The following is a 24,714-nucleotide window of genomic DNA, read 5'->3' on the forward strand; positions in this document are numbered from 1 at the left end:
TCTCCGTGAATGCGGCGAGCCTCCCCGCGCGGTGCGCGGCCGGGACGCCTTTGTTCGTTCGATGAATCGCGGCTGCGCTACGCGCTCGCCACTTCGTTCGCCGAAGGCGCGCCGCCCGGCGCGTCGCCGTGCGCGGCGGCTGCCGCGCCGTATTGCCCCGCCACGACGCCGGCATCGATCAGCGCACGCGCATCGTCCGGCGTGTAGCCGAGTTCGCCGAGCAGCGCGCACGTATCCTGGCCGAGCGCGGGCGGCGCCGAGCGCAGCCGCAGGCGCTCGCCGGCGAGCGTCAGCGGCAGCAACGCGGTGCGCGTGTCGACCGGCCGGCCGGCGCTGCTCGCGTCGGCCGGCAGCGTCACGGCTTCGAGGCCGCCCGTGGCCAGCAGATGCGGATCGTCGAACAGGTCCTGCGGCTTCGTGATCGGTGCGTAAGGCAGGCCGGTCGATTCGAAGATCGCGCCGATCTCCGCGGCCGAATACGGCGCCAGCCGCGAACGCAATTCCGGCAGCAGCCATTCGCGCGCCTGTACGCGCAGGTTGTTGGTCGCGAGGCGCGGATCGTCCTTCAGCGCGGTCAGGCCGAACGCGTCGCAGAACAGCGCCCACTGCGTGTCCGACACGACCGCGAGAAAAATCTGTTCGTCATCCTTGACGGAGAACACGTCGTAGACGGCCCACGCGGAAATCCGGCTCGGCATCGGCGCCGCGGCCTGCCCCGTCACCGCGAACTGCATCATGTGCTGCGCGACGAGGAACACGTTGTTCTCGAACAGCGAACTCTGCACCTGCTGGCCGCGGCCCGTGCGCTCGCGCTGCGCGAGCGCGGCCATCGCGCCGATCGCGCCGAACATGCCGCCCATGATGTCGTTCACGCTCGCGCCCGCGCGCAGCGGCCGCCCTTCCGGGCCCGTCATGTAGGCCAGGCCGCCCATCATCTGCACGACTTCGTCGAGCGCGGTGCGATGCTCGTACGGCCCCGGCAGGAAACCCTTGTGCGATACGTACACGAGACGCGGATTCAGCGCGTCCAGCGCCGCGTAGCCGAGGCCGAGCCGGTCCATCGTGCCGCTCTTGAAGTTCTCGCTGAAGACGTCCGCCGTCGCGACGAGCCGCCGCACGATCTCCAGCCCGCGCGGGTCCTTCACGTCGACCGCGAGACTCTTCTTGTTGCGGTTGAACATCCCGAAGAAGCCCGCGCCGGAACCGCGCAGCGCCCGCGTGCTGTCGCCCGCGATCGGCTCGATCTTGATCACTTCCGCGCCGAGATCCGCGAGCAGCATCCCGCACGTCGGACCCATCACCATGTGCGTCATCTCGATCACGCGCACGCCCGCATACGGCAGCGCGGCAGCCTGTTGTCGATCGTTCATCGTGCGACTCCCGCTACGCATCCTTCCGGTTGTCGAGCCGCCGCAGCGCGACCATCCGCATAGCGGAAACCCTTCGGCAACCCTGCGTCGGGCACGTGGCCGTACAGCGCCTCGGACGGCAGCGCCGCCTGCAGGATCGCGCGCGCGGCGAGCAACGCGTCGACGTCGACGCCCGTGTCGTAGCCCATCGCCTCGAGCAGGAACACGAGATCCTCGGTGACGATGTTGCCGGTCGCGCCCGGCGCATACGGACAGCCACCGAGGCCGCCCTGGCTCGCGTCGATCGTCGTCACGCCCGCATCGAGCGCCGCGACGACGTTCGCGAGCCCCTGCCCGCGCGTGTTGTGGAAATGCGCGCCGCCGGCCTTGTCGCCGACTTCGCGTTGAAGCCGCGTGAACAGCCGGCGCACCTGCGCGGGATTCGCATAACCGCTGGTGTCGGACAGGCCGATTTCGTCGACCCCGCATTCGGCCATCGCCACCGCCATCGCGATCGTCTCGTCGTCGGAGACCGTGCCCGCGATCGTGCAGCCGAACGCCACCGACACGCCCGCCTCGATCTGCACCGACGGAAACCGCGCGTCGCGCAACGCGACGATCGCGCGCACCTCGTCGATCATCTGCGCGGGCGTCTTGCGAATGTTCGCCAGCGAATGGGCTTCCGTCACCGAGACCGGCAGCGTCAGCTTGTGCACGCCCGCGTCGAACGCGCCCTCGGCGCCGCGCAGGTTCGGCGCGAGCGCGGCGACGTGCAGCCCCGGAATCGCGAGCGCGTGCGCCACGACTTCGCGTACATCGGCCATCTGCGGGAGCAGCCTGGCCGGCACGAACGACCCGACCTCGATCTCGCGCAGGCCGGCCGCGGCCAGCGCGGTGATCCAGCGCAGTTTGGCGGCCGTCGGCATGACGGCCTCGATGCTCTGCAGCCCGTCGCGCGGCCCGACCTCGCTGACCAGCACCTTCGTGTTTTCGGAAACCTTCATTCGACACCTCATCGTTCTATCTGAAAGAACATAGTTCCGTTTAACAGAACTGTAAGCGCACGTCGGACGGGCGATAAGCGGGGTATACCCGTGAAATCGCGTTTTTTTGGAACTTGTGTTCTGTCAGATAGAACGATATAGTCGACCGACCCATCATTCGAAGGAAGCAGGCAGTGCCGAGGAATCCAGCAGTTCACGCCGGCGACGCATCCGATCCGGCGACCGGGGAAGCATCCAGCGGCGTCGCCGTGCTCGACCGTGCGTTCGCGATCCTCCGTGCGTTCGGCCAGACCGACGACCGGCTGTCGCTCGCCGAGTTGTCGCGCCGCACCGGGCTGTACAAGAGCACGATCCTGCGCCTGCTCGCCGCGCTCGAGCATGGCGGCTTCATGCGCAAACTCGACGACGGCCAGTACGCGATCGGGCACGAGCCGTTGCGGCTCGCCGCGCTGTACCAGCGTTCGTTCCGCGTCGGCCCGGTAGTCGAGCCGCTGCTCGAGACGCTGAGCCGCGAACTCGGGGAAACGGCATCGTTCTACGTGCGCCAGGGCGACGTGCGCTCCGTGCTCTATCGCGTCGAGCCCGCGCGGGCGGTGCGTGTTTCGATCCGCGTCGGCGAGGAGTTTCCGGTCGGCCAGGGCGCCTCGGGGAAGGTGCTGCTGGCCTTCACCGACACGCAGGACGCCCGCTGGCACGACGTGCGCGAACAGCTGTGGGCCGCGTCGTACGGCGAGCGCGACCCGGAGACGGCATCGGCGTCCGTGCCCGTGTTCAACGCGGCCGGCGAATGCGTCGGTGCGTTGACGGTGTCGGGCCCGAAATCGCGGCTCGCCGCCGCGCCGGCGATGACGGCGGCGCTCGCGATGCTGCTGCCGCTCGCGCAGAAGGCGACCGTCGCGCTCGGCGGCGCGGGCGCGCGCTACGACGCACCCGCCGTGCGCGACAGTCTCGCGCGGCTCGCGTCGTCAGCGGACGACACGGTCCGCTCGTAGGGCATCGGCTGCATCCCGGGAGGCGACGCGGCAGCATGAAAGGCAACCGCATGCGACACTGGCCGCCGATGCACGCAGCGCGTCGTTCACCGGCACCGCGCCGCGCGTGCAACCGTCAACCGGACCCGCATGAGGAGACACCCGCGATGAACGCCGCGCGCACCGCCACCTGGTATTTCGATTTCGTTTCGCCGTTTGCCTACCTGCAACAGGAACAGTTCGACCGGTTGCCGCCCGCCGCCGCGTTCGAGCCGCGGCCGATCGTGCTCGGCGCGCTGCTCGCGCACTGGGGCCAGAAAGCGCCGGCGGAGATCGCGGCCAAGCGCGTGTTCACCTATCGCCACGCGCAATACCGCGCGGACAAGCTCGGCATCGCCTTCCGGATGCCGCCCGCGCACCCGTTCAATCCGATCAAGCCGCTGCGCCTCGCGATCGCGATGGGCAGCTCGCCCGACGCGATCCGGCGGATCTTCCGGCATATCTGGCGCGACGGTCAGGACGTATCGACGCCGGAAGGCTTCGCCGCCCTGTGCGAAGCCGTCGGTTTTCCGGAAGGTGTGACGGCCGTCGACGCCCAGCCGGTCAAGGACGCGCTGCGCGCGAACACGGATCGCGCGATCGCCGACGGCGTGTTCGGCGTCCCGACCTTCGTACTCGACGGCGACCTGTTCTGGGGCGAGGACGCGACCGACATGTTCGTCGACTGCGCGACGTCGCGCGCGTGGCTCGACTCGCCCGAGGTACGCCGCATCAGCGCGCTGCCGGAAGGCATCCGGCGCGGCTGACCGCGAGTCGCCACCGGCGCGCCGCCCGCGTCAGCCGTCGCGCCCTTCGACGAGCGCCGGCACGGCTTCGCGCATCATCGCGACGAACCGCACGAGCCGCGACGGATAGAACTGCGCATGCGGATAGGTCAGGTAGACGGGCAGCGGCGCGGCCTGCCACTCGGGCGCGAGGTGCACGAGATCGCCGCGCGCGAGATCGCCGGCCAGCAACCATGACGATCCGACGCACGCGCCGACGCCCAGCAGCGCCGCGCTGCGCAGCGCATACAGGTTCGCGGTCGTGATGCGCGGGCGGATCGCGAGGCGCCGCGTGTCGCCGGTGGCCGCATGCGTCAGCAGGAGTTCGTTGCGGTAGTACGTGCGCAACGCGAGCCACGGCAGTGCGGCCAGCGCGTCCGGGTCGGCCGGCACGTCGGCGCCGTTCAGCACGGACGGCGCGGCGACCACGAAGCGCGGCACCTTGGTCAGCCGGATCGCGACCACGCCCGGATCGGTCGGCTCGCCGACCTGGATCGCGCAATCGATGCCGCTGCCGACGAAATCGCGCACCTCGTCCTGCAGCAGCCACTCGACCGACACGCGCGGATAGTCGCGCAGGAACTGCGCGAGCGGCACGACGAAACGCTCTTGCCCGAACGCGTGCGGCACCGCGACCCGCAGCAGCCCGTCCGGCTCCTCCTGCGCGCCGCGCAAATCGGCCTCGAACGCCGCCCAGCTCGCCAGCAGTTCCTTCGCCCGCTTGAAGCACCGCTCGCCGTCGACGGTTAGCCGCATCGCATGGGTCGTGCGTTGCAGCAGCCGCATGCCGAGCGAACTTTCCAGCGCCTGCAGCCGGCGGCTGATGGTCGGCTGCGTCGTATGCAGTTGCACGGCCGCCGCCGACAGGCTGCCGGCCTCGACTATGCGCACGAAGGTTTCCATCAGCTCGAAACGATAGCCGGCGCCGTCCACCGGCACCGTCTCAATGCGCGAAGACCCGCCAGCAGCGGGAGAGGATGGGGATTTTTCGGTCATGCGTGCAGCGTATAACAAATCTGCGCAAGGCGGCACTACCGTCGCCGGCCGCGTGCCGCCACACTCGCGTCCATCCCATTCTTCAACCGAGGATGTACGCGATGTCCACCCCTGCCCGTCTCGATACCGCGCCCCGCGTGGCGCACGCTCCGGCCCATCCGGCCGCCCATTCGATGCCCGATCGCCGGCTCGTGCTGCTGCTCGCGGCCGCCGCCGGCCTCGGCGTCGCCCCGCTCTACTACGCGCAGCCGATGCTCGGCGCGCTCGCCCCCGATCTCGGCGCGTCGGCGCGCGCGATCGGTTTCGTGCCGACGCTCACGCAGCTCGGCTATGCACTCGGCATCCTGCTGCTCGCGCCGCTCGGCGACCGCTTCGACCGACGCCGCGTGATCGTCACCAAGGCCGCCGCGCTGGTCGTCGCGCTGCTGCTGGCGGCCGTCGCGCCATCGCTCGGGCTGCTGCTCGCGGCGAGCTTCGCGATCGGCCTCGCCGCGACGATGGCGCAGGACGTCGTGCCGGCCGCCGCGACGCTCGCGCACGACGCGCATCGCGGCCGCATCGTCGGCACGGTGATGACCGGGTTGCTGCTCGGCATCCTGCTGTCGCGCGTCGTGGCCGGGTTCATCGCCGAGACGGCCGGCTGGCGCGCGATGTTCGCGCTCGCGGCGGTCAGCGTCGCCGCGATCGGCGCCGTGGCCGCACGCGGGTTGCCGCGTTTCGCGCCGACCACGCAGCTGCCGTATCGCGCGCTGATCGGCTCGCTCGGCGCGTTGTGGCGCGAGCATTCGGCACTGCGCCGCACCGCCCTCGCGCAGGGGCTGCTGGCCGTCGGCTTCAGCGCGTTCTGGTCGACGCTCGCGGTGATGCTGCACGGTGCGCCGTTCCATCTCGGCAGCGCGGCCGCCGGTGCGTTCGGCCTTGCGGGCGCCGCCGGCGCGCTGGCCGCGCCGATTGCCGGACGCCTGGCCGACCATCACGGCCCCGAGCGCGTCACGCGCATCGGGATCGGCATCGCGACGGCGTCGTTCGCGTCGATGGCCGCCGCGCCGCTGATGTCGCCGCATGCGCAGCTCGTCCTGCTCGCGGTCGCGACGATCGGCTTCGATCTGGGCGTGCAGGCGACGCTGATCGCGCACCAGTCGATCGTCTACCGGATCGATCCCGCGTCGCGCAGCCGCCTCAACGCGGTGCTGTTCGTCGGCATGTTCATCGGGATGGCGGCCGGCGCCGCGCTCGGCAGTTCGTTGCTCGCGCAACTGGGCTGGAATGCGGTGACCGCGCTGGCCGTCGCGACGTCGCTGGCCGCGCTCGTCGTGCGGATGTGGCGCAACTGAGATCGGGCGTCGCGTAGCACCGGCGGGCAAGCCCACGAGGCTTGCCCGCTTTTTTTATATTTTTGATCGACGCGCATGACGCCGCGCCGCCCGGCAGCTTCATACCATTCCGGCACGGCAATCGTTCATCCGGCGCAAGGTCTGCACCGGCCGGGCGAATTGTCCAGTTCACCCAAATATTTTTCCGGCGTTCGTGCAGGTCCGCACGCAAACATCGGATGATTCGACCCTGCCGCACCGCACGGCGCGTTGCCATCCGGCCCCACCACCGAGCCCGGTGCGTCAGGGGATTCCCGGTATTTTTTCGCATTTTCTTCGAAATAACGGGTGACATACTTGCCCCCCGTTGCGCTCCGTGCGAGCGCGCTTTCCGATCCAGCCGGCCGCCCGTCATGCGCTGCGCGTCCGCCCGGGTCGCACAGGACATGAACGATTTCGACACCACGATCCAGATCTTCCTCACCCACGTGACGTTCGGCCCGTTGATGAATCACGCGATCCGCGTGATCGCGGGCCTCTACACGTTCAAGGGCTTCGTGCTCGTTCCCGTGCTGTGCTGGCTGTGGTTCCAGCCCGGCCCTAACCGCGAACGGCAACGCGAACGGGTCGTCGCCACCGTCGCGAGCGGGCTCGTCGCGCTCGCCGTCGGCCGCGTGCTCGCCCAGGTGCTGCCGTTCCGCGTACGGCCGATCTACAACCCCGACCTGCACCTGCACTTTCCGTCGGCCGGACTGCGCGCGGCGACGCTGCAGACATGGAGTTCGTTTCCGAGCGATCACGCGATGCTGTGGATGGCGATCGCGACCGGCATCTTCATCATCGCGCGCCGCGTCGGCATCGTCGCGCTGCTGTATTCGGTCGTGTTCATCTGCCTGCCGCGCGCGTATCTCGGCTTTCACTATCCGACTGACCTGATCGCGGGCGCGGCGATCGGCATCGCGATCGCGTGGCTGCTGACGCGCGACGCGATCCGGTCGCGCTTCGCGCCGCGGGTGCTGGAGATGATCCGGCGCTTCCCCGCGCCCGCCTATACGCTCGCGTTCCTGCTGTGCTTCGAGCTGATCACGCAGTTCGACGAACTGCTGACGCTCGCGCAGTCGGCCACGCGCACGATGTGACGGGCCGCCGCGCAATGGTGCTGCTGCTGTCGTTCCGTCGCCCCGGCGCGCGATGCCGGCCATGCGCCGCGGCCGCGCGCCGTGCGACGGCCGCACCCGTCAGTCGCGATCGGGTGCACCGAGCGGAAAGAACGAACGATACGGCCGCGCCTCGTCGACCGCCCGCGCAAACGACGGCCGCGCGAGCAGACGCTGGCGGTACGCGATCACGTTCGCGAACGCCGGATCGATCCGGTGCGTCCAGTCCGCGTAGAACAGGAACGGCGCCGCGCCGCAATCGGCGAGGCTGAAATGGTCGCCGGCCGCCCATTCGCGCTCGGCCATCGTCCTGTCGAGCCACGCATACGACGTGTCGAGCATCGCGCGCGCATCGGCCACCCCGCGCGCATCGCGCTCGGCTTCCGGCCGCAGCGCATCGAACACGACCTTCTGCTGCGGCGTCGCCACGTAGTTGTCGAAGAAGCGGTCCATCGTCCGCACCTCGAGCGCGGCGCGCGGATCGTCGGGCAGCAGGCGCACCGGGCCCGGATGGTTCAGGCCGAGATATTCGATGATGATCGTCGCCTCGATCACCGTGCGGCCCGCGTCGACGAGCACCGGGAAGCGCTTCAGCGGCCACAGCGCGGCCAGTTCCTGCATCGGCTTCGGGTCGTCGTGCGCGAGCACGCGATAGTCGAACGGCGTGCCGTTCTCGTATAGCGCGGTCAGCACCTTCTGGCAGTAGGACGAAAAGGGATGGGCGTAAAGCGTCGGCATCATCGTGGGGTCTCTCCGGGTTTCGGCGCCGCGTCGTGCGGCGCCACGTGATCGGATACCTTGACGACGAACGGCGCCCGGCCGTTTCGACATCGGTCCGACATTTTTTCGAAGGACTGCCTGGGCCGCTACGATCGGCCGTCCATCACGACACGCCCTTCCGCGCGCCAGCGCAGCATCCCGCCGCCGAGATTCGCGACCGCGTCGAAGCCGGCCTTCCTGAGGATCACGGTCGCCTGCGCGGAGCGCCCGCCGGCCCGGCACACGGTCACGACCGGCCGGTCGCGCGCGATCTCGCCGGTGCGCGCGGCCAGTTCGCCGAGCGGGATCGGCGTCGCGCCCGGCAGATGGCCGAGCGGACCGGTGAATTCGTCCGGCTCGCGCACGTCGACGACCTGCACGGCCGGCAGATGATCCTCGAGCCATTGCGGATCGATTTCCCAGAAGCCGGCGAACGTATAGACGAGCGGCGCCCAGTCGGCTGCCGCCTGCGCATCGGGCGCGTTCGCGGCGACCCCGCACTGCAGGTTCGCCGGCACCGCGACGTCGATCTGACGCGGATGCGCGAGCCCGAGGTTGCGCATGTAGCCCGCGAAATCGTCCTCGCTGAGATCGCCGCCGAGGCGCGGGTTGAAGCGCCGCTCCTCGCCGACGCTCGTCACCGTGAGCCCGCGATAGTCGTGCGCCGGGTACAGCAGGCACGCGGCCGGCAGCGTGAAGAGCCGGCCGTGCACCGCGCGATACAGCGCGCGCGGGTCGCCCTCCTGGAAGTCGGTGCGGCCGGTGCCGCGGATCAGCAGGCAATCGCCGGTGAACGCCATCGATTCGTCGTCGAGCACGAGGCTGATGCAGCCGCTCGTGTGGCCGGGCGTCGCGCGCACGGTCAGGTAGCGTGAACCGAACGCACAGCGGTCGCCGTCGTTCAGGTAGCGGTCGGCGCCTCGCGCGCCGCTCGCGGCCGAGATCGCGATCGCGCTGCCGGTGCGCTGCTTCAGCAGCCAGGCGCCCGTCACGTGATCGGCATGCACGTGCGTGTCGACGGTCGCGACGAGCCGCAGCCCGAGTTCGTCGAGCAGCGCCGCGTCGCGGCGTACCTGCTCGAACACCGGATCGATCAACAGCGCCTCGCGCGATGCGCTATCGGCGAGCAGATACGTGTACGTCGACGATTGCGGGTCGAAAAGTTGCCGGAAGATCATGGCTCGGTTGCTCCGTCGCTTGTTCTTCAGTGGAGTGTAGCCGGGCTCATGTGCCGCCTGTCGTCGTCGGGCACCGGCATCGGCATGACGACATCGCCGCCGCGTTTCGCGCATGCATACAGCGTAGATCAAAATGCCCGCGCCGCAGCGCATCCCATACGCGGCAACCGATTCCGGCGACGAATCGCGCATGGCGGGACGATTCGCCGCGCCGGGACGGCGGCCCACGCTGCCTTACACTACGGCCTGTTCTCGTCTCCGCTCACAGGAATGCCCCCGACATGTCGATGACGATCGATCCGAAGCAGGCCGCCGCGCTGCTGGCCGTCGCCGACACCGGCAGCTTCGAGCAGGCGGCCGTGCGCCTGCACGTGACCGCGTCCGCCGTCACGCAGCGGGTCCGCGCGCTGGAAGCGAGCCTCGGCACGCCGCTCGTGCTGCGCACGCGGCCGTGCCGCCCGACGGTGGCCGGACAGCGCGTGCTGCAGCACCTGCGCCGCGTCGCGCTGCTGCAGGCCGACCTGCAGAGCACGCTCGCGACCGAACGCGAATCGCCGATCTCCGTGACGATCGCGCTGAACGCCGACAGCCTCGGGACCTGGTTCCTGCCCGCGCTGACGTCCGTGCTCGCCGGCGAACGGATCCTGTTCGAGCTGATCGTCGAGGATCAGGATCACACGTTCGCGCTGCTGGAAAGCGGAATGGCGGTCGGCTGCGTGACGACCGAGCCGAAGCCGATGCGCGGCTGCATCGCGACGCCGCTCGGCACGATGCGCTACCGGCTGCTCGCGGCCGCCGCGTTCGCGGTGCGCTGGTTTCCGCGCGGGCTGAACCGCACGAGCGCACGCAAGGCCCCCGTCGTCGCGTATTCGCGGCGCGACACGCTGCAATCGTCGTTTCTGAAGGAGAAGTTCGGGCTGCCGGACGGCGCCTACCCGTGCCATTACGTGCCGGGCACTCATGCGCACTTCGCGGCCGTGCGGCACGCGCTCGGCTACGCGATGGTGCCGGAGCCGCTGATCGGCACCGCGCCGCTCGATACGCAGGGGCTCGTCGATCTCGCGCCCGCGCATCCGACCGACGTCACGCTGTACTGGCACGCGTGGACCGTGCAGTCGCCGACGATGGCGTCGCTGTCGGAGCGGGTCGTCGAAGCGGCGCGCCGGTTGCTCGCGCCGCTGCCGTAACGCGCCGGCAGCCGCGCCGGCGATCGACACGGTCGGCCGGCGCGGTACGCACTCCGACGAGAAAGTCGGCCGCGCCGCCTATACTTTTTCCATCGGCCTCGCGAACGCGCCGCGCGGCCGATCGTCCAGGTCCGGCCGTTCCCTTTCATGTGAGGAGAACATCATGTCCCGCCGCTATATCGATTGCCGCGAGTTTCCCAGCGCGATGCATTGCTCGGTCGCGATTTCCGCCGACTCCGACAACGAACTGCTGGAGGCCGCCGTGCAACACGCGGTCTCGGTCCACCAGCACACCGACAGCGCCGAACTGCGCACGCAGCTGAAATCGCTGTTCCACGACGGCACGCCGCCCGCCGACACGCCGCGGCAGGCGTAATCCGCCGGCACGGCAACGATCGACCGGCGACGCGCCGCGTCAACCCTCCGCGTCCTGCGTCATGCCACGTCGCGCCGGCCCGTCGCCGGCCGACGCACTCCGCTTCACGCGCGCCGCTGCGAGAAGTACTCGCCGACCGCGCCGAGGAACGTGTCGATGTCCGCGCGCGACACGTCGCAGTGGGTGACGAAGCGCGACGCATACAGCATCTGCGTGAGAATCCCGCGTTCCTTGAGCCATGCCTCGAGCGGCGCGCAATCGGCTTCGGGGAATTGCGCGAACACCATGTTCGTCGCATGCGACAGCACCTTCACCGAGTCGATGCGCGCGAGCCCTTCGGCGAGATGCGCGGCATTCGCGTGATCGTCCGCGAGCCGCTCGACGTTGTGATCGAGCGCATACAGGCACGCCGCCGCGAGAATGCCCGACTGCCGCATCCCGCCGCCCAGCACCTTGCGCCAGCGCTGCGCGCGCTCGATCAGCGCACGGCTGCCGACCAGCACCGAGCCGACCGGTGCACCGAGCCCTTTCGAGAAGCAGATCGACACGGTGTCGAACGGCGCGCACAGCGTGGCGATCGGGCGACCCGATGCAACCGCCGCATTGCAGACGCGCGCGCCGTCGAGATGCGTGGACAACCCGCGGCTGCGCGCGAACGCGACGGCTTCCTGCACATAGCCTTCCGGCAAGACCTGGCCGCCGATCGTGTTTTCGAGCGCGAGCAGGCGCGTGCGGGCAAAGTGATTGTCGAGCGGCTTGATCGCCGCGGCGATCTTCGCAAGCGGCAGCGTGCCGTCCGGCGCGTTCTCGATCGGTTGCGGCTGGATGCTGCCGAGCACGGCCGCGCCGCCGCCTTCGTACTTGTAGGTGTGCGCGAGCTGGCCGACGATGTACTCGTCGCCGCGCTCGCAATGCGACATCAGCGCGGCCAGGTTGCTCTGCGTGCCGCTCGGGAAGAACAGGCCGGCTTCCTTGCCGGCCCGCTCGGCCGTCACCGCCTGCAGGCGCAGGACGGTCGGGTCGTCGCCCCAGACGTCGTCGCCGGTTTCGGCGGCGGTCATTGCAGCCAGCATCGCCTGGCTCGGACGTGTCACGGTATCGCTGCGTAAATCGATCATCGCTGTGCCCTGAGAAAACGCGAGCCGGCATCCCTGCGTCCGGCCCTGCCGAAAACGAGACTCAGAGTGTACGCAATTCACGCAGCGCGTGCCGATGGAGGCACGCGATCGCGCGGATCAGTATCGCGGCGGCGGCGGCTGGACGCCCGCCGGCGGCATCGGCGGCGCCGCGCGCGGCGCCGTGTCGTATCCGCTACCGCCATACCCGCCGCCGCTCCCCCCGCTCATGCCGCCCGGCACCGGCACACGGTTGCCGGTCGCATACATGCACTGCAGATACGCATAGTCGTAGCGGCGCTGAACGTCGTAGGCCGAACCCTGCGCGGCGCCCGCACCGACGACGCTGCCCGCGAGCAGCCCCGCGCCCGCGCCGACCGCCGCGCCGGTGCCGCCGTTGAACGCGGCGCCGGCCGCCGCGCCGAGCGCGGTGCCGACGGCCGCGCTGCCGACCGCGCTCGCGGTCGACGCCTGCCCGGCGCTCACGCCGCCCGATTGCTGGAACGCATACTGCCGGCAACTGCCGTCATCCGCGCGGAACTGGTCGAACGACTTGCCGGTGCCCGGCAGCGCCATCACGCTCGGCCCGCTCGGCAGGTAGGCGCACGCGCCGAGCAGCGCGGCCAGCGCCAGCACGGCCGGCACGCGCAGCGGTCGAAATACGGTGTTCATCGTCACGCCTCCGTCACTGCGGCCGCGCCGGCACCGCGCGCCAGCCCGACTTGCAGGTTTTCACATGCGGGTAGTAATGCTTCGACGCGTCGCAGTAGTACCAGAGGTCCGCGTCGCCGTCGTCCTGCGGCTGCCCCTTCTCGACATACTCGGGCGGCGGCGGAGCGACCGGCACCGCGACGACGGGCGGCGGGTAGTAGTACGGCGCAGGGACGACCGGGGCGTAATACGGGTAGCCGGGGCCGATATAGACTCCGACCCGGGCGGCATGCGCCACGCCGCCCGTCGCGACCGCGAGCGCGGCCGCCGCGCCCAGCGCGAGCTTCAATCCATTCACGTCACGTTCTCCGGCAGGCCGGTTCGGCGATCCGAACCGGGCATCCCGAACGCTACGCCGCACGCGCTCGGGGATCCATTACGGGCCGGCGCGCGAATGTTGCGCGACGTTACCCGTGTGACAGACGCCCCGCCTGTTCGAACGCTCGCGTTACGCGTTTAACGCATCGAAACCGATCGCCGTCCCGGCACACGGTTTTCGTCTGCTCAAAACCGTTCCGATGACGCGACGCGCCATATTGACGCACGTGCGTCAGACCGCCACGCCGCGACCGCGCGCGCCGCGAACGACGTTCTTGATACGAATCAACGATTTATCCCGAAATCGCGCGCGACGGACTGGACATCTGCGACGAGTTGGCGCATTTCGCGGCGCAACATCGCGGCACATACTCCAGCCAACCCCGACGCCTGTCCGCCGGGGTCCGCCGGCACCCGCCGGCGGGTATCGTCAGCCTCGGTCATCTGGTATGGACACCGCACTTTCGGCCCTCGATCTGGCCCGCCTGCAATTCGCGTTCACCGTCTCCTTTCACATCGTCTTTCCGGCGCTGAGCATCGGCCTCGCCAGCTTCATCGCCGTGCTCGAATATCGCTGGCTCAAGACCGGCAAGCAGTACTACAAAACGCTCTGCCTGTTCTGGTCGAAGATCTTCGCGGTCGCGTTCGGGATGGGCGTCGTGTCCGGCGTCGTGATGAGCTATCAGTTCGGCACCAACTGGTCGGGCTTCTCGAGCTTCGCCGGCGCCGTCACCGGCCCGCTGCTGATGTACGAGGTCATGACCGCGTTCTTCCTCGAAGCCGGCTTCCTTGGCATCATGCTGTTCGGCTGGAACCGCGTGAGCCCGCGCGCGCACTTCGGCGCGACGCTGATGGTCGCGATCGGCACGCTGATCTCGACGTTCTGGATCCTCGCGTCGAACAGCTGGATGCAGACGCCGCAAGGCTTCGAGATCGTCGACGGCCGCGTCGTGCCGACCGACTGGTTCGCGATCATCTTCAACCCGTCGTTCCCGTACCGCCTGTTCCACATGGCGATCGCCGCGTTCATCGTCGCCGCGCTGGTGGTGGCCGCGACGGGTGCGTGGCACCTGCTGAAGGGTCGCCGCGACAAGGGCGTGAAAAAGATGTTCTCGATGGCGCTGTGGCTGCTGCTGGTGCTCGCGCCGCTGCAGGCCGTGATCGGCGACCAGCACGGCATCAACACGCTGAAGCACCAGCCCGCGAAGATCGCCGCGATCGAAGGGCTGTGGGAAACCGAAAAGGGCGGTACCGCGCTGAACCTGTTCGGCATTCCGGACATGCAGGCGGAAACGACCCGCTACGCGGTGAAGGTGCCGCACCTCGGCAGCCTGATCCTCACGCACAGCTGGGACGGCGAGATCCGCGGTCTGAAGGACTTTCCGCCGGAAGACCGCCCGAATTCGACGGTCGTGTTCTGGAGCTTCCGGATCATGGTCGGCCTCGGCTTCGCGATGATCGGCCTCGCCGCGCTCGCCTGGCTGCTGCGCCGCCGCGGCCGCCTGTATGAATCGAAGGGGTTCCAGCGCTTCGCGCTCGCGATGGGCCCGACGGGTTTCGTGTCGCTGCTCGCGGGCTGGGTGACGACCGAAGCCGGCCGCCAGCCGTGGGTCGTGTATGGCGTGAAGCGCACTGCGGAAGCCGTGTCGCCGCTGTCGGTGCAGCAGGTCAGCCTGTCGATGATGACGTTCGTGATCGTGTACTTCCTCGTGTTCGGCACCGGCGTGTACTACATGCTGAAGCTGATGAAGGCCGGCCCCGCGCTGCCCGACGTCAAGCACGACGACGAACCCGATACGCGCCCCGATCACACCGCGCGCCGCCCGATGTCGGCCGTCGACGAGCTGATCGAGACCGTCTGAGCCCACTCCTTTCGCTTACGAGAAAACCTATGGACGTCACCGTAATCTGGGCCGCGATCATCGCATTGGGGCTTTTCATGTACGTCGTGCTCGACGGCTTCGACCTCGGCATCGGCATCGTCTTCCCGTTCTTCCCGGACGAGAAGGAACGCGACCTGATGATGAACACGGTCGCGCCCGTGTGGGACGGCAACGAAACGTGGCTCGTGCTCGGCGGCGCCGGGCTGTTCGCGGTGTTCCCGGTCGTCTATTCGACCGTGCTGTCGGCGCTGTACCTGCCGCTGATCTTCATGCTGGTGTGCCTGATCTTCCGCGGCGTATCGTTCGAGATCCGCGCGAAGGCGCGCCGCACGAAACAGCTGTGGGATCTCGCGTTCATCGGCGGCTCGGCCGGCGCGACGCTGTTCCAGGGCATCGCGCTCGGCGCGTTCCTGCAGGGCATCGACGTGAAGGACGGCGTGTATGCCGGCGGCGCGTTCGACTGGCTCACGCCGTTCAGCCTGCTGACCGGCCTCGGCCTGATCGTGACCTATGCGCTGCTCGGCTGCTGCTGGCTCGTCGCGAAGACCGAAGGCGACCTGCAGCGCCGCCTGCATCGCGTCGTGTGGCCGCTGACCGTCGTGCTGCTCGGCTTCATCGCGATCGTCAGCCTGTGGACGCCGCTGCAGGACCCGGCCATCGCGCAGCGCTGGTTCGATTCGGGGTTGTTCTGGCGCCTGCTGCCGGTGCCGTTCCTGGTCGCCGCGTGCGCGGCGTGGATGCGTCGCGCGGTGCGCGACCGGCACGACATGACGCCGTTCGTGCTCGCGCTGGCGCTGGTGCTGCTCGGCTACGTCGGCCTGCTCGTCACGCTGTTCCCGTATGCGATTCCGCAGACGATGACGATCTGGGAAGCGGCGGCGCCGCGTTCGAGCCAGACCTTCACGCTGGTCGGCGCAGCGGTTATCCTCCCGATCATCATCGCCTACACGACGATGGGTTACTGGGTATTCCGAGGCAAGGTGCGCCATGAAGACCAGCATTACTACCACCACTGATTCCGCCGATCGCCCGCCCGAGGCGCCGCGGCCGCGGATGCGCGGCTGGATGTGGTTCGTCGTCCTGTGGGCGGGCGGCGTGATCGGCGCGGTCACGCTCGGCTATGCGTTCAAGATCTTCATGAACCTGACGCTGTTTGCGGTGAAGTAGGTAAAGCGGCCGCCCGGTCGAACGATGGACGGGGCGGCCGTTTTGTCATTGGGCAGCGGTTTCGGCTGGATACATCAAGCCGAACAACGCACGAATCCGCCATTTAGGCAGAAATCCATGCAAATCACATCGCCGATGTGAATGAAATATATAGATTTCTACCGAAATACGAACCACGCGGCTGAATCACCCCACCGCGCATTGCGCGTCTACGGCCGCCCGCGCAGCGCCGCGTCGATCTTGCGATCGGTCTTGTACTGGCTCAGCGCATACACCGACCAGATCGCGGCCGGCAACCAGCCGATGACCGTGAGTTGCAGGAGCAGGCAGATGATCCCGGCGATCGGGCGGCCGATCGTGAAGAACTGGAACCACGGAAGCAGCAGGGCAAGCAGCAGGCGCATGAGCGATCCTCTCGGTACGTCGTTGAACGGGTGATGCGCGACGAATATGCCGGTGCACGCGCCTGAATTCAAGCCATGCACCGGCATCGCGGCGCCATGATCCGCCCGGCGCCGCGTTCACCCCACTCAACTTCCGAAACGCCCGCGTCATGCCGCGGACGCACCGCCCTTCCCCACGCTCAACGCCCGATACCGAGCCCCGGCAGCACGCGCGTGTTCTCGGCCACGACCGCCTGCAGCAGGCGCGGGTCGGCGCCGAGCAGCGCGAGGATCGTCGGCGCGACCTGCTTCGTGCCGACGAGGTCGTTCACCGTGCGCGCACGATGAATGCCCGGATACGACACGAGCAGGCCGAGGTGGCTGTCGTCCGGCGCGTTGCCGCCGTGCTCCTCGTCCTTCTTCGTGCTCGACGTGTAGATCACGCCCGGATTCGGCTGGACGACGATGTCCGGCGTGCGGCCGTTGGCCGGATCGCCGAAGCGCTCGGCGAGCGCCGCGCCGTACAGCACGTATGCCTGCGGGCCGTCCGCGCAGATCCCCGGCGCGTTGCAGCCGAGGTTCGCCTTCAGCGTCTGCACGACGGCCGTGCGCTGGCTGCGGTCGCGCAGCCAGATCAGCCCGACGTCGTCGGTCTGCACGAAGCCCGTGCCGACCAGGCCCGAACCGTCGTTCAGGTTGCCCGTCGTCGTGTTGTTCTGGCCGAAGTTGCCGTTCGGGTCGAGGTAGTTGTTCGCTTCGAGCAGCTTCGTCAGCGTGTCGCCGTTCTTCACGAGCTTCGTGTGATCGCTCGGCGACTGGCCGTGCTTCGACGTGACGATCACGGCCGTCGACGAATACAGGTTCGCCTGCTTCAGCGCCGCGACGACATGGCCGATCGCGTCGTCGACATACGTGATCGCGTTCGCGACCTGCCCGTTCGGCGTGAAATCGGCGTCGAGATAGCCGCCGCCCTTCGCGACCGGCGCCTTCTGCGCGACGCTCAGCGTCTGGAAGTTCGCGCCGAACAGCGTCGGCACCGGTGCGGTCTTCGTGCCGGTCGAATCGCGGCCGCCGATCTGGTTGATCAGCGCCTGCACGTGCAGGTTGTCGAAGCGCGCGGTGTGCGAATAGACGTCGGTGTACGCGGTGTTGGTCGCCGGGTCGATCGAATTGATCTCGGTGCGCATCAGGTCGTCGACGCCGGTGCCCGACGGGCCGTTCAGCCAGTCGTAGCCCCACGCGTGCTTGTCGGCCCACGCGGTGCGCGCATTCGGCACGCCGGCCTTCACCGCCTCGAACACCGTGTTGGTCTTCACGTAGTTGTGCGGGTAGACCGACACGCACTGACCGTTGACCTTCGCATGCGGGATCGCCTGCGGATTGAACGCGCCGCCGCCGTCGAGGTGCACGAGCGCGCCGCCGTTCTGCGCATCGATGCCGGTCGTCTCGTCGAACACGACGTTCCAGCCCTGCTTGCCCGAGCACGTGGTGTCACTCGGCGCGTACAGGTTGCGGTCGTACGACACGTCGTAGAACAGGCCGGCCGTCTTCGGCGAGCCGCCCGTCACGAGCGCGGCGAGGCCCGGGAACGAATCCGACAGGCCCGGCGTATACGCATTCGCATACGTCACACCGCTCTTCGCGAGCACCGCGATGTTCGGACACGTATTCGCGCCGATGCAGCGCGCGAGATCCTGTTCGTGCAGGCCGTCGATGCTCAGCAGCAGCACGTGCTTCACGACGCGGCTCGCCCGGCCGTTGTCCCCGCCCTGAGCGTTGCCGTCCTGTTGCGCCGCATGCACGCCCGCGCTGGCGAGCGCCAGCGCGCCCGCCACCATCGCCGCCATTTTCCGTTGCTTGATGAACCTGGAAATCATCACCCCACCTCACCGATTGATGTTGAACCACGTGACCTGCCTTCAGGCGCGCAAAATATCGCCGGATCGTGCGGCGCTCGGATGAAGCGGGGCTTTCTGTTCTCTGTCAAACGTAACCAATCGCAAATGACATCACGCGGTCGCAATCCGCGGCCCTCGCGTGCGCCGGCCCGTGCGGCGGGATTTTTTTTCGGGTTGGCCCGCGACTATTGGCGTGTGATAAAGGGTTTTCCCTGACCCGGAGCACGAGTATGTCGACCCTGGAAGCTCTCCGGTTCGTGCTGGACGATGCACGTACCCCTGAAATCATCCGTCATCACGTCGTCGACGCGCTGCAGTACGCGTTGCGCAACTACGGACCGGTGTTCACCGCGAAGGAAGTCGAATGGCTGACGCAGTGGGACGACGCGCGTCTGCCGCTGGCCGCGAGGAAGGAACTGGACAAGCGCGAACCGGCGATCGCCGGCCGCTGAAAAAAAGCCGCCGCGCCCGACGAGTGCGGGCGCGGCGGCGGATGCGGGATGACGGACGGCGGTAACGCTTACTGCAGCCCGAAGTCGACGCGGGTCGTCGCGCCCTTGTCCGAGATGCCCTTCGCATCGAGCTTCGGCGCGACGACGAACATGCGGCTCGAATCGATCTTGCCGTCGAGGTACTGGCGCACGGCCTGCGCGCGCTGCTGCGCGAGCGCACGCAGCGCGTTGTCGTCGGCCGGCGCGTGATCGGCGAGCGCCTGCTTCATGTCCGCATCGGGCAGCGTCTTCTGCAGGCCCACCAGGTTTCGCGGCTTCTTGAAGTCGGCGGCCTTGTACGCGCGCGTCAGGTACTTCGAGTATTCGGCCTTGTCGACCTTCACCGACATCGGATCGACGCTCTCGCCCTGCCCAACCACGTCCTTCAGCTTCTGCTGGCGCACCAGCCGCTCGACGTACGCGTCGCGCAGCCCCGGCGTGTCCTGCGCCGGATCGACGCGGCCTATCAGGTCGAGGCGGATCGACGGCTTCTCGGTCAGCATCTTCACGACCGTGTCGAGCTTCTTCTGCTGCGTGTCGGTCAGCGCATACGAGCCCGGCGCGAACTCGACGTAGCCGAGATCCTCGCCGCCGCCGCCGAACGCATTCGCGAGCAGCGTGAACGGCGACGTGACGGCCTTCGCGATCAGGTTCAGCACCGCATGCCAGATCAGGCCGCCGACGCTGAACTCCGGATTCGACAGCGAGCCCGACACCGGCAGGTTCACGTCGATCTGGCCGCGCGTGTTTTTCAGCAGCGAGATCGCCAGCTTCACCGGCAGCTTCGTCGCGGTGTCGTTTTCAACGTGATCGCCGAACGTGAGCTGGTCGATGAAGATGTGGTTGTTCGCCGACAGCTGGTCGTTCGCGAGCTGGTAGTGCAGGTCGACGTTGAGCTTGCCCTTCGTGATCGGATAGCCGGCGTACTTCGCCGAATACGGCGTGAGGTTGGTCAGCTCGATGTCGTGCGCGGTCGCCGTGAGGTCGAGCGCCGGCTTCTCGATCAGCGGGTTCACCGAGCCCTTGATCGAGATCGGCCCGTTGCCCGCGAGGTTCGCGGCGACGTCGACCGGCGCGGACGTCGTCGAATCCGTGCCGAACGCGCCGACCGTGCCCTTGATCGCGACGAGGTTCGCCGTGTAGTTCGGCTTGATGAAGTTGTCCGTGTACGTGACGCGGCCGTTCTGCAGCACCAGTTCGCCGAAGTGCATCCGCACCGGGTTCTGCGGCTGCGGCGCGGCCTTCACGACCACCGTCGCCGACGCGGCGGCCGGCACGGACGCCTGCTGCGCGGCCGCGGCCGATGCGGCCTGCGCGGCGGCCGGCGGCGTCACGCCCGGCGACAGCGGCACGGGCTCGCCCTTGCTCGCGTCGCGCGTGAGCGACTGCGCGGGGCCCGTCTCCTTCGCGACCACGTCCTTCAGGTTCAGCCGCCCCTGCGCATCGAGCAGCACGCGGCCGTAGAAGTTCGAGAACGTCACGCGCGCGGCGTCGACGTCGGTGCCCTTCTCGTCGTAGTTCGCCTTCAGGTTCGACAGCGCGAGCGAACGCCAGCCGGCGAACGGGTCGGACGTCGCCTTGTCGAGCATCCGCACGTCGACCAGCGCGACGTCGCCGCGATAGGTCGCGCGCGGCGTGTCCTTCACCTGCGCGAACGTCAGGTTGCCCTGCGCGTTGAGCAGCGCGCTGGCGATCGTCGCGTTCAGCGCGCTGCCGAAGTACGGCTCGAACGCGGCCGCGTCGAGGCGGTTGCCGTTGATCTTCAGGCCGAGCTTCAGCGGCTGCGCGGTCACGTCACCCGTCACGTTCAGCGAGCCCTTGCGGTTCAGCGTCGCTTTCAGTTGCACGGGCAGCGGCTTCGTCAGGTCGTCGCTCACCTTCTGCACCGACAGCTCCAGCGGCTTGATCGCCAGCTTCACCGGACGCGGCGTCGACAGGTCGGTGAAGTTCGCGGACGCCTCCTTCACGTTCAGCGCGTCGATCCGGTAGTGCCACGACGGCGCGGCGGCCTGCGCCTTGCGCGCGACCGTGCGCTTCGGCACCGCCGCCTGCGCGGGTTCGGCGAGCGCCGCGAGGTCGATCTTGCCGTCCTTCAGGCGCTTCACGTCGAGCGCGAGCCCGCTTGCGTCGACGCTCGCGATCTCCGCGGTGCGCGCCGCAACGTCGACCTTCGCGATCTTCGCGCTCGCGTCGGGCAGCACGATCGCGGGCGCCTTGTTGTCCGGCGCGGCGATCTTCAGCGACTTCAGGCTGACCGTGCTGTCGGCGACTTCCGCGGCGAGCGGCGTCTTGCCCCAGTCGGTCTTCGCGTTGACGGTCGCGCCGAGCGTGCCGTCGAGCACGCGTGCGCGCGTCGCCTCGCCGAGGTACGGCTGCAGCGCCGGCAGCGCGAGCGCGGCGACCGTCAGCTTCGTGTCGGCCTGCTTCGCGGCGAGATTGAACGCGCCTTCGGCCGTCACGTCGCCGCCGCGCGACAGCGACGTCGACAGCGTGTATTTCGCGGGCGTCTTGCCCTGCAGCGAGAAACCGTCGAGCGTCGCGGCGAGCTTCGTCAGCGACATCGCGGTCGGCGTCGCCGGCACACGGTCGTCGACGTTGATCGTGCCGCCGTCGATCGCGACATGACGGATCGTCAGGTCGAGCGGCGGCGCTTCCTTCGCGGCGGCGCTACGTTCGGCCTTCGCGCCGCTGGCGGCGGCGACGGCGCCGGACGCACCGGATGCGGCGGCGACGGCCGACGCGGCCGGCTTGCCAGCCCCGGCCTCGACCTTCGGCGCGGCGGCCGGTTGCGCGACGAGCTTCTCGACGTTCAGCACGCCCTGCTTGTCGCGCGACAGGTCGACCACCGGCCGGTCGATCCGGATCTCGTCGAAGTGCATCGCGTTGCGCAGCGGCTCGAGGCCGGCCGCCGCGACGTGCACGCCGCGCGCGGCGAACAGCGGCGCCGACGCGCGGTCGGTCACCTTCGCGTCGTTCAGGTCGACGGTGCCCGACACGCGCAGCGCCGGCGTCTCGCCGCTCATCACGAAATTGACCGTGAGGTTGCTGCTGAGCAGGCCGCTCGTCACGGCCACCGGCAGCTTCGCCGGCACGTACGAGGTCAGCTTCGGCACGTCGAGGCGGTCGAACTTCAGCGCGATCTCCGATTCGCGCGACTGCGCGAACGGCTTGGTCTTGCCGTCGATCGAGATCGGGCTGCCGTCGAAGCGCGCGCGCAGCTTCGGCTCGACGAAGATGTCGGTCTTCGAGGCGAGCGTCGCGATGTACGGGATGCCGAGCGTCCAGTTGTCGACCACGTGCTTTTCGTTCAGCAGGCGATCGTCGAAATCGATCCGGCCGTCGTTGACCTGGATGTTCGACACCGAGAATTGCGTCGGCTTGCTGTCGGGCTTCGGCCTCGGCGACGAGAACTTCTCGATCAGGTCGGTGAAATTGAAGCGCTGCGCATCGTAGCGGACGATGTGAAAGCGCGGCGAGTCGAGTCGGACCTCGTTGACGATCGGCGCGCCGCGCAACAGCGACGACCACGACGGCCGCACGACCAGCTTGCCGATGTCGATGAAATCGCCCTGGCCGCCGCGCTCGCCGAGGTGGATGCCGTCGGCTTCGAGGTTCAGCGTGTACGGGTTCAGCGCGATGCGCTGGATCGTGGCCGGCCGGTCGAGCTGCTTGCTCAACTGCTGTTCGGCGACATGGCGGATCAGCGGCGGCGCCGCGAAGAAGCCGAGCAGTCCGAATAAAACGATGAAGATCAGCACCCCGATGCCGATACGCCGGGTGCGGCGCGAGCGTGCAACGCCGCCGAGGGCATGGAGGGTCGAGGGTACGGTTTCTTTGTCTGCGCTTGCCATGCTTGAATGCCTCGGGAATGGATGCCGGGCCGCACCGGATAACCGGGCGGCCGCGCACGCTATCCCGAAAGTATAGGCTCAGGAGGTGACGGTACGGAGGTCGGGCGCCGCCGCAGCGCCCGCCGGTCGGACAACGGCGACGGTCAACCGTTCATTTCCGGAGGATGACGGGCGGCATCCAGGACCCGTCGCTCGCCTGCGGCTTCGGCGCGTACAGGCGCAACGCGAGCGCGAAATCGGTACGCGGCGCCGGCAGCCAGTTGGCCGCATGCGTGCCGCCCGGCGACGCCGACACGACGATGTCGATCGAGCCGTCATGGTTGCGGCGCAGCCGGTCGCGATCGCCGAGCGAGCGGCGCGCCGACCCGACGTCGGGCAGCGCGCCGTTGGTCGTGTACGGCGTGAGCGTCCAGAATGCGCGCACCGGCGGCAGCGCGCCCGGCGCGAAATGCAATACGTAGCGGTTCGCGCCGTTCAGCGGATGGCCGTCGCTGTCGACGCGGGCGACCGCGAGCGTCTCGTCGTCGCGCGTCGCGGTGCCGAACTGCGTGTAGGCCGCGTACGCGCGCAGTGCGTAGTCCTGGCCGTACTTGCCGGCCGTATCGCCGATCCAGCTCCAGCCGTTCGCGTTCAGCAGGTTCGACGGCGCCGCCGCGAGCCGCGCGCGCGCCTCGGCGACGCCGGCCGTCGCGGCCGTCAGACGGTCGCCCGTCCACAGCACCGGGTAGCCGGCCGTCACGCCGATGTCGGCGAGCGATTCCTGCGCGTGCGCGTCGTCGGCCGGCGCCGGATTGTCCTGCAGCGCCCGCGCGAAGCGCGTGAAGAACGCCTTCGGGTCGAGCGCGGCGACCTGCTCGGCCGGCGTGCCGCCCCCCACCGCCTCGGACGGCGCGCTGCCCGCATGGACCGCGACCGACGCACCGCGCTCGGCGCCGGTGTACACCGACAGCGGCACCACGCGGATCGCGCGCTGCAGCTTCTTCACGTTCGTCAGGTCGCGCCCGCCGCTCGTCTGCAACCGCACTTCGAGCCACGCATTGGCGGACGGCACGTCGACACGCAGCACGCCCTTCGGCAACGTGCCTTGCCAGTCCTTCGCGGCGAAGGCAATCGTTTGCGATCGGCCGGCACCACGGGGGCCGCGTGCGGCGACGCTCGACGACGACCACAGCACGTTGGTCCACATGTCGAGCGCACGCGCGTCCCAGTAGCGGCCGCGCGTGTCGGGCAGCGTGACGATCACGGGTTCGGCGGCGACATCGAGCCAGCCGGTCGAGTCGAGCGTGTCGACGCCCGGCAGCGGCGGGTTGACCGCGCCGACGGGCGGCAGCGCCTGCGCGTGGCGCAGCGTGTTGAGCGGCGCCTGCCCCGGTTGCGCGCCGTCGCCGCCCGTCGCAGCTTCCTTCGCGACGTCCATCAGCACGAGCGGATACGCATAGATATAGGAGTCGGCAACTTCCGCCCGCATCCAGCCGGTTTTCCGCTGGATCGCGTCCGGTTGCGACGCGCATCCTGCAAGCAACGCCGCAATGGCCAGCGACGCGCACGCGCGTCGCAGAGAAACTGATTCTCGCTGGTTTTCAATCATCGATTACTGGCCGAATATCGTTCTTTTCAGTCAACGCCCTGTTCGTCTCGCGAACGGCTAAAACAGGGCACCCCAGCGTACCCGGATGACCGTTTCGCTACGTTTCGTAACGGTGGGCGCTGATGTCAGGCCGGTATCATAGCGCCTAAGGGCATCCCCCAATATGCCGAATAACGGGTAAAACGGTAGTCGAAC

The 24,714-nt window shown here is 68.7% G+C and carries 22 protein-coding genes; 10 read left to right on the forward strand and 12 right to left on the reverse strand.

The window, feature by feature from the left end; genetic code table 11:
* Nucleotides 1-77: 77 nt before the first annotated feature.
* Both H0X95_RS20355 and H0X95_RS20360 read right to left on the reverse strand, forming a co-directional pair.
* Nucleotides 78-1,370 carry a CaiB/BaiF CoA transferase family protein gene (locus H0X95_RS20355; protein WP_006496193.1) on the reverse strand — a complete coding sequence of 431 codons (1,293 nt, stop codon included), beginning with the start codon at nt 1,368-1,370 and terminating at the stop codon, nt 78-80.
* Nucleotides 1,367-2,353 (reverse strand): hydroxymethylglutaryl-CoA lyase, encoded by a 987-nt coding sequence (locus H0X95_RS20360; protein WP_059722140.1) that lies wholly within the window; start codon nt 2,351-2,353, stop codon nt 1,367-1,369. Before H0X95_RS20360 ends, H0X95_RS20355 begins: the two co-directional genes overlap by 4 nt.
* A 173-nt stretch (nt 2,354-2,526) precedes the next feature.
* Between H0X95_RS20360 and H0X95_RS20365 the strand changes: the two genes are divergently transcribed.
* Both H0X95_RS20365 and H0X95_RS20370 read left to right on the forward strand, forming a co-directional pair.
* Nucleotides 2,527-3,345: an IclR family transcriptional regulator gene (locus H0X95_RS20365; RefSeq protein WP_059722141.1), complete on the forward strand. Its 819-nt coding sequence runs from the start codon at nt 2,527-2,529 to the stop codon at nt 3,343-3,345.
* Nucleotides 3,346-3,491: 146 nt separating this feature from the next.
* Nucleotides 3,492-4,130 (forward strand): 2-hydroxychromene-2-carboxylate isomerase, encoded by a 639-nt coding sequence (locus H0X95_RS20370; RefSeq protein WP_006496191.1) that lies wholly within the window; start codon nt 3,492-3,494, stop codon nt 4,128-4,130.
* A 30-nt stretch (nt 4,131-4,160) separates the two neighbouring features.
* Here the strand turns inward: H0X95_RS20370 and H0X95_RS20375 are convergent, their stop codons facing one another.
* Nucleotides 4,161-5,144 carry a LysR family transcriptional regulator gene (locus tag H0X95_RS20375; RefSeq protein ID WP_080403552.1) on the reverse strand — a complete coding sequence of 328 codons (984 nt, stop codon included), beginning with the start codon at nt 5,142-5,144 and terminating at the stop codon, nt 4,161-4,163.
* A 101-nt stretch (nt 5,145-5,245) separates the two neighbouring features.
* Here H0X95_RS20375 and H0X95_RS20380 point away from each other — a divergent pair, with 101 nt between their 5' ends.
* Together H0X95_RS20380 and H0X95_RS20385 are read left to right on the forward strand one after the other, a co-directional pair.
* Entirely contained in the window at nt 5,246-6,478 is a 1,233-nt protein-coding gene (locus H0X95_RS20380; RefSeq protein ID WP_059722246.1) for an MFS transporter, read from the forward strand.
* Nucleotides 6,479-6,903: 425 nt separating this feature from the next.
* Nucleotides 6,904-7,596: a phosphatase PAP2 family protein gene (locus tag H0X95_RS20385; protein ID WP_006490805.1), complete on the forward strand. Its 693-nt coding sequence runs from the start codon at nt 6,904-6,906 to the stop codon at nt 7,594-7,596.
* Between the two features lie 99 nt (nt 7,597-7,695).
* Here the strand turns inward: H0X95_RS20385 and H0X95_RS20390 are convergent, their stop codons facing one another.
* Together H0X95_RS20390 and H0X95_RS20395 are read right to left on the reverse strand one after the other, a co-directional pair.
* Nucleotides 7,696-8,355: a glutathione S-transferase family protein gene (locus tag H0X95_RS20390; protein ID WP_006490804.1), complete on the reverse strand. Its 660-nt coding sequence runs from the start codon at nt 8,353-8,355 to the stop codon at nt 7,696-7,698.
* A 125-nt stretch (nt 8,356-8,480) separates the two neighbouring features.
* A complete protein-coding gene (locus H0X95_RS20395; RefSeq protein ID WP_059722143.1) occupies nt 8,481-9,551 on the reverse strand; it encodes an MBL fold metallo-hydrolase in 1,071 nt (356 codons plus the stop codon).
* A gap of 281 nt (nt 9,552-9,832) precedes the next feature.
* Here H0X95_RS20395 and H0X95_RS20400 point away from each other — a divergent pair, with 281 nt between their 5' ends.
* Entirely contained in the window at nt 9,833-10,738 is a 906-nt protein-coding gene (locus H0X95_RS20400; RefSeq protein ID WP_006490811.1) for an HTH-type transcriptional regulator ArgP, read from the forward strand.
* A 163-nt stretch (nt 10,739-10,901) separates the two neighbouring features.
* Nucleotides 10,902-11,114 (forward strand): DUF1059 domain-containing protein, encoded by a 213-nt coding sequence (locus H0X95_RS20405; protein ID WP_006480352.1) that lies wholly within the window; start codon nt 10,902-10,904, stop codon nt 11,112-11,114.
* 104 nt (nt 11,115-11,218) lie between these two features.
* Here H0X95_RS20405 and ltaE read toward each other — a convergent pair whose 3' ends face one another.
* The 3 genes from ltaE to H0X95_RS20420 all read right to left on the reverse strand — a co-directional run bounded on the left by ltaE (nt 11,219) and on the right by H0X95_RS20420 (nt 13,238).
* Nucleotides 11,219-12,232, reverse strand: coding sequence for a low-specificity L-threonine aldolase (ltaE, locus tag H0X95_RS20410; RefSeq protein ID WP_059722145.1), 1,014 nt, complete (start codon nt 12,230-12,232; stop codon nt 11,219-11,221).
* A gap of 117 nt (nt 12,233-12,349) precedes the next feature.
* On the reverse strand, nt 12,350-12,901 hold the full coding sequence (locus H0X95_RS20415) for a YMGG-like glycine zipper-containing protein (protein ID WP_059722149.1): 552 nt from the start codon (nt 12,899-12,901) through the stop codon (nt 12,350-12,352).
* 13 nt (nt 12,902-12,914) lie between these two features.
* Nucleotides 12,915-13,238, reverse strand: a complete 324-nt coding sequence (locus H0X95_RS20420) for a hypothetical protein (RefSeq protein ID WP_006487960.1) — start codon at nt 13,236-13,238, stop codon at nt 12,915-12,917.
* A 469-nt stretch (nt 13,239-13,707) separates the two neighbouring features.
* Between H0X95_RS20420 and H0X95_RS20425 the strand changes: the two genes are divergently transcribed.
* The 3 genes from H0X95_RS20425 to H0X95_RS20435 are packed head-to-tail and all read left to right on the forward strand — an operon-like array spanning nt 13,708 to nt 16,308.
* Entirely contained in the window at nt 13,708-15,120 is a 1,413-nt protein-coding gene (locus H0X95_RS20425; RefSeq protein ID WP_006487971.1) for a cytochrome ubiquinol oxidase subunit I, read from the forward strand.
* Between the two features lie 29 nt (nt 15,121-15,149).
* On the forward strand, nt 15,150-16,157 hold the full coding sequence (gene cydB / locus H0X95_RS20430) for a cytochrome d ubiquinol oxidase subunit II (protein ID WP_006494372.1): 1,008 nt from the start codon (nt 15,150-15,152) through the stop codon (nt 16,155-16,157).
* On the forward strand, nt 16,129-16,308 hold the full coding sequence (locus H0X95_RS20435; RefSeq protein ID WP_034187692.1) for a hypothetical protein: 180 nt from the start codon (nt 16,129-16,131) through the stop codon (nt 16,306-16,308). Before cydB ends, H0X95_RS20435 begins: the two co-directional genes overlap by 29 nt.
* Nucleotides 16,309-16,517: 209 nt before the next feature.
* Here the strand turns inward: H0X95_RS20435 and H0X95_RS20440 are convergent, their stop codons facing one another.
* Both H0X95_RS20440 and H0X95_RS20445 read right to left on the reverse strand, forming a co-directional pair.
* The gene (locus H0X95_RS20440; protein WP_006487958.1) at nt 16,518-16,712 is read right to left on the reverse strand and encodes a YqaE/Pmp3 family membrane protein; all 195 of its coding nucleotides are present in this window, start codon (nt 16,710-16,712) and stop codon (nt 16,518-16,520) included.
* 179 nt (nt 16,713-16,891) lie between these two features.
* The gene (locus H0X95_RS20445) at nt 16,892-18,568 is read right to left on the reverse strand and encodes an alkaline phosphatase family protein (RefSeq protein ID WP_059722151.1); all 1,677 of its coding nucleotides are present in this window, start codon (nt 18,566-18,568) and stop codon (nt 16,892-16,894) included.
* 251 nt (nt 18,569-18,819) lie between these two features.
* Here H0X95_RS20445 and H0X95_RS20450 point away from each other — a divergent pair, with 251 nt between their 5' ends.
* Nucleotides 18,820-19,041 carry a hypothetical protein gene (locus H0X95_RS20450; protein WP_034203178.1) on the forward strand — a complete coding sequence of 74 codons (222 nt, stop codon included), beginning with the start codon at nt 18,820-18,822 and terminating at the stop codon, nt 19,039-19,041.
* A 68-nt stretch (nt 19,042-19,109) separates the two neighbouring features.
* Here H0X95_RS20450 and H0X95_RS20455 read toward each other — a convergent pair whose 3' ends face one another.
* A complete protein-coding gene (locus tag H0X95_RS20455; protein WP_059722153.1) occupies nt 19,110-22,931 on the reverse strand; it encodes a DUF748 domain-containing protein in 3,822 nt (1,273 codons plus the stop codon).
* 151 nt (nt 22,932-23,082) lie between these two features.
* A complete protein-coding gene (locus tag H0X95_RS20460) occupies nt 23,083-24,519 on the reverse strand; it encodes a DUF1254 domain-containing protein (protein WP_048987738.1) in 1,437 nt (478 codons plus the stop codon).
* Nucleotides 24,520-24,714: the final 195 nt, after the last annotated feature.

The organism is Burkholderia sp. 9779_493 (assembly GCF_015712215.1).
Lineage (GTDB): Bacteria > Pseudomonadota > Gammaproteobacteria > Burkholderiales > Burkholderiaceae > Burkholderia > Burkholderia cenocepacia.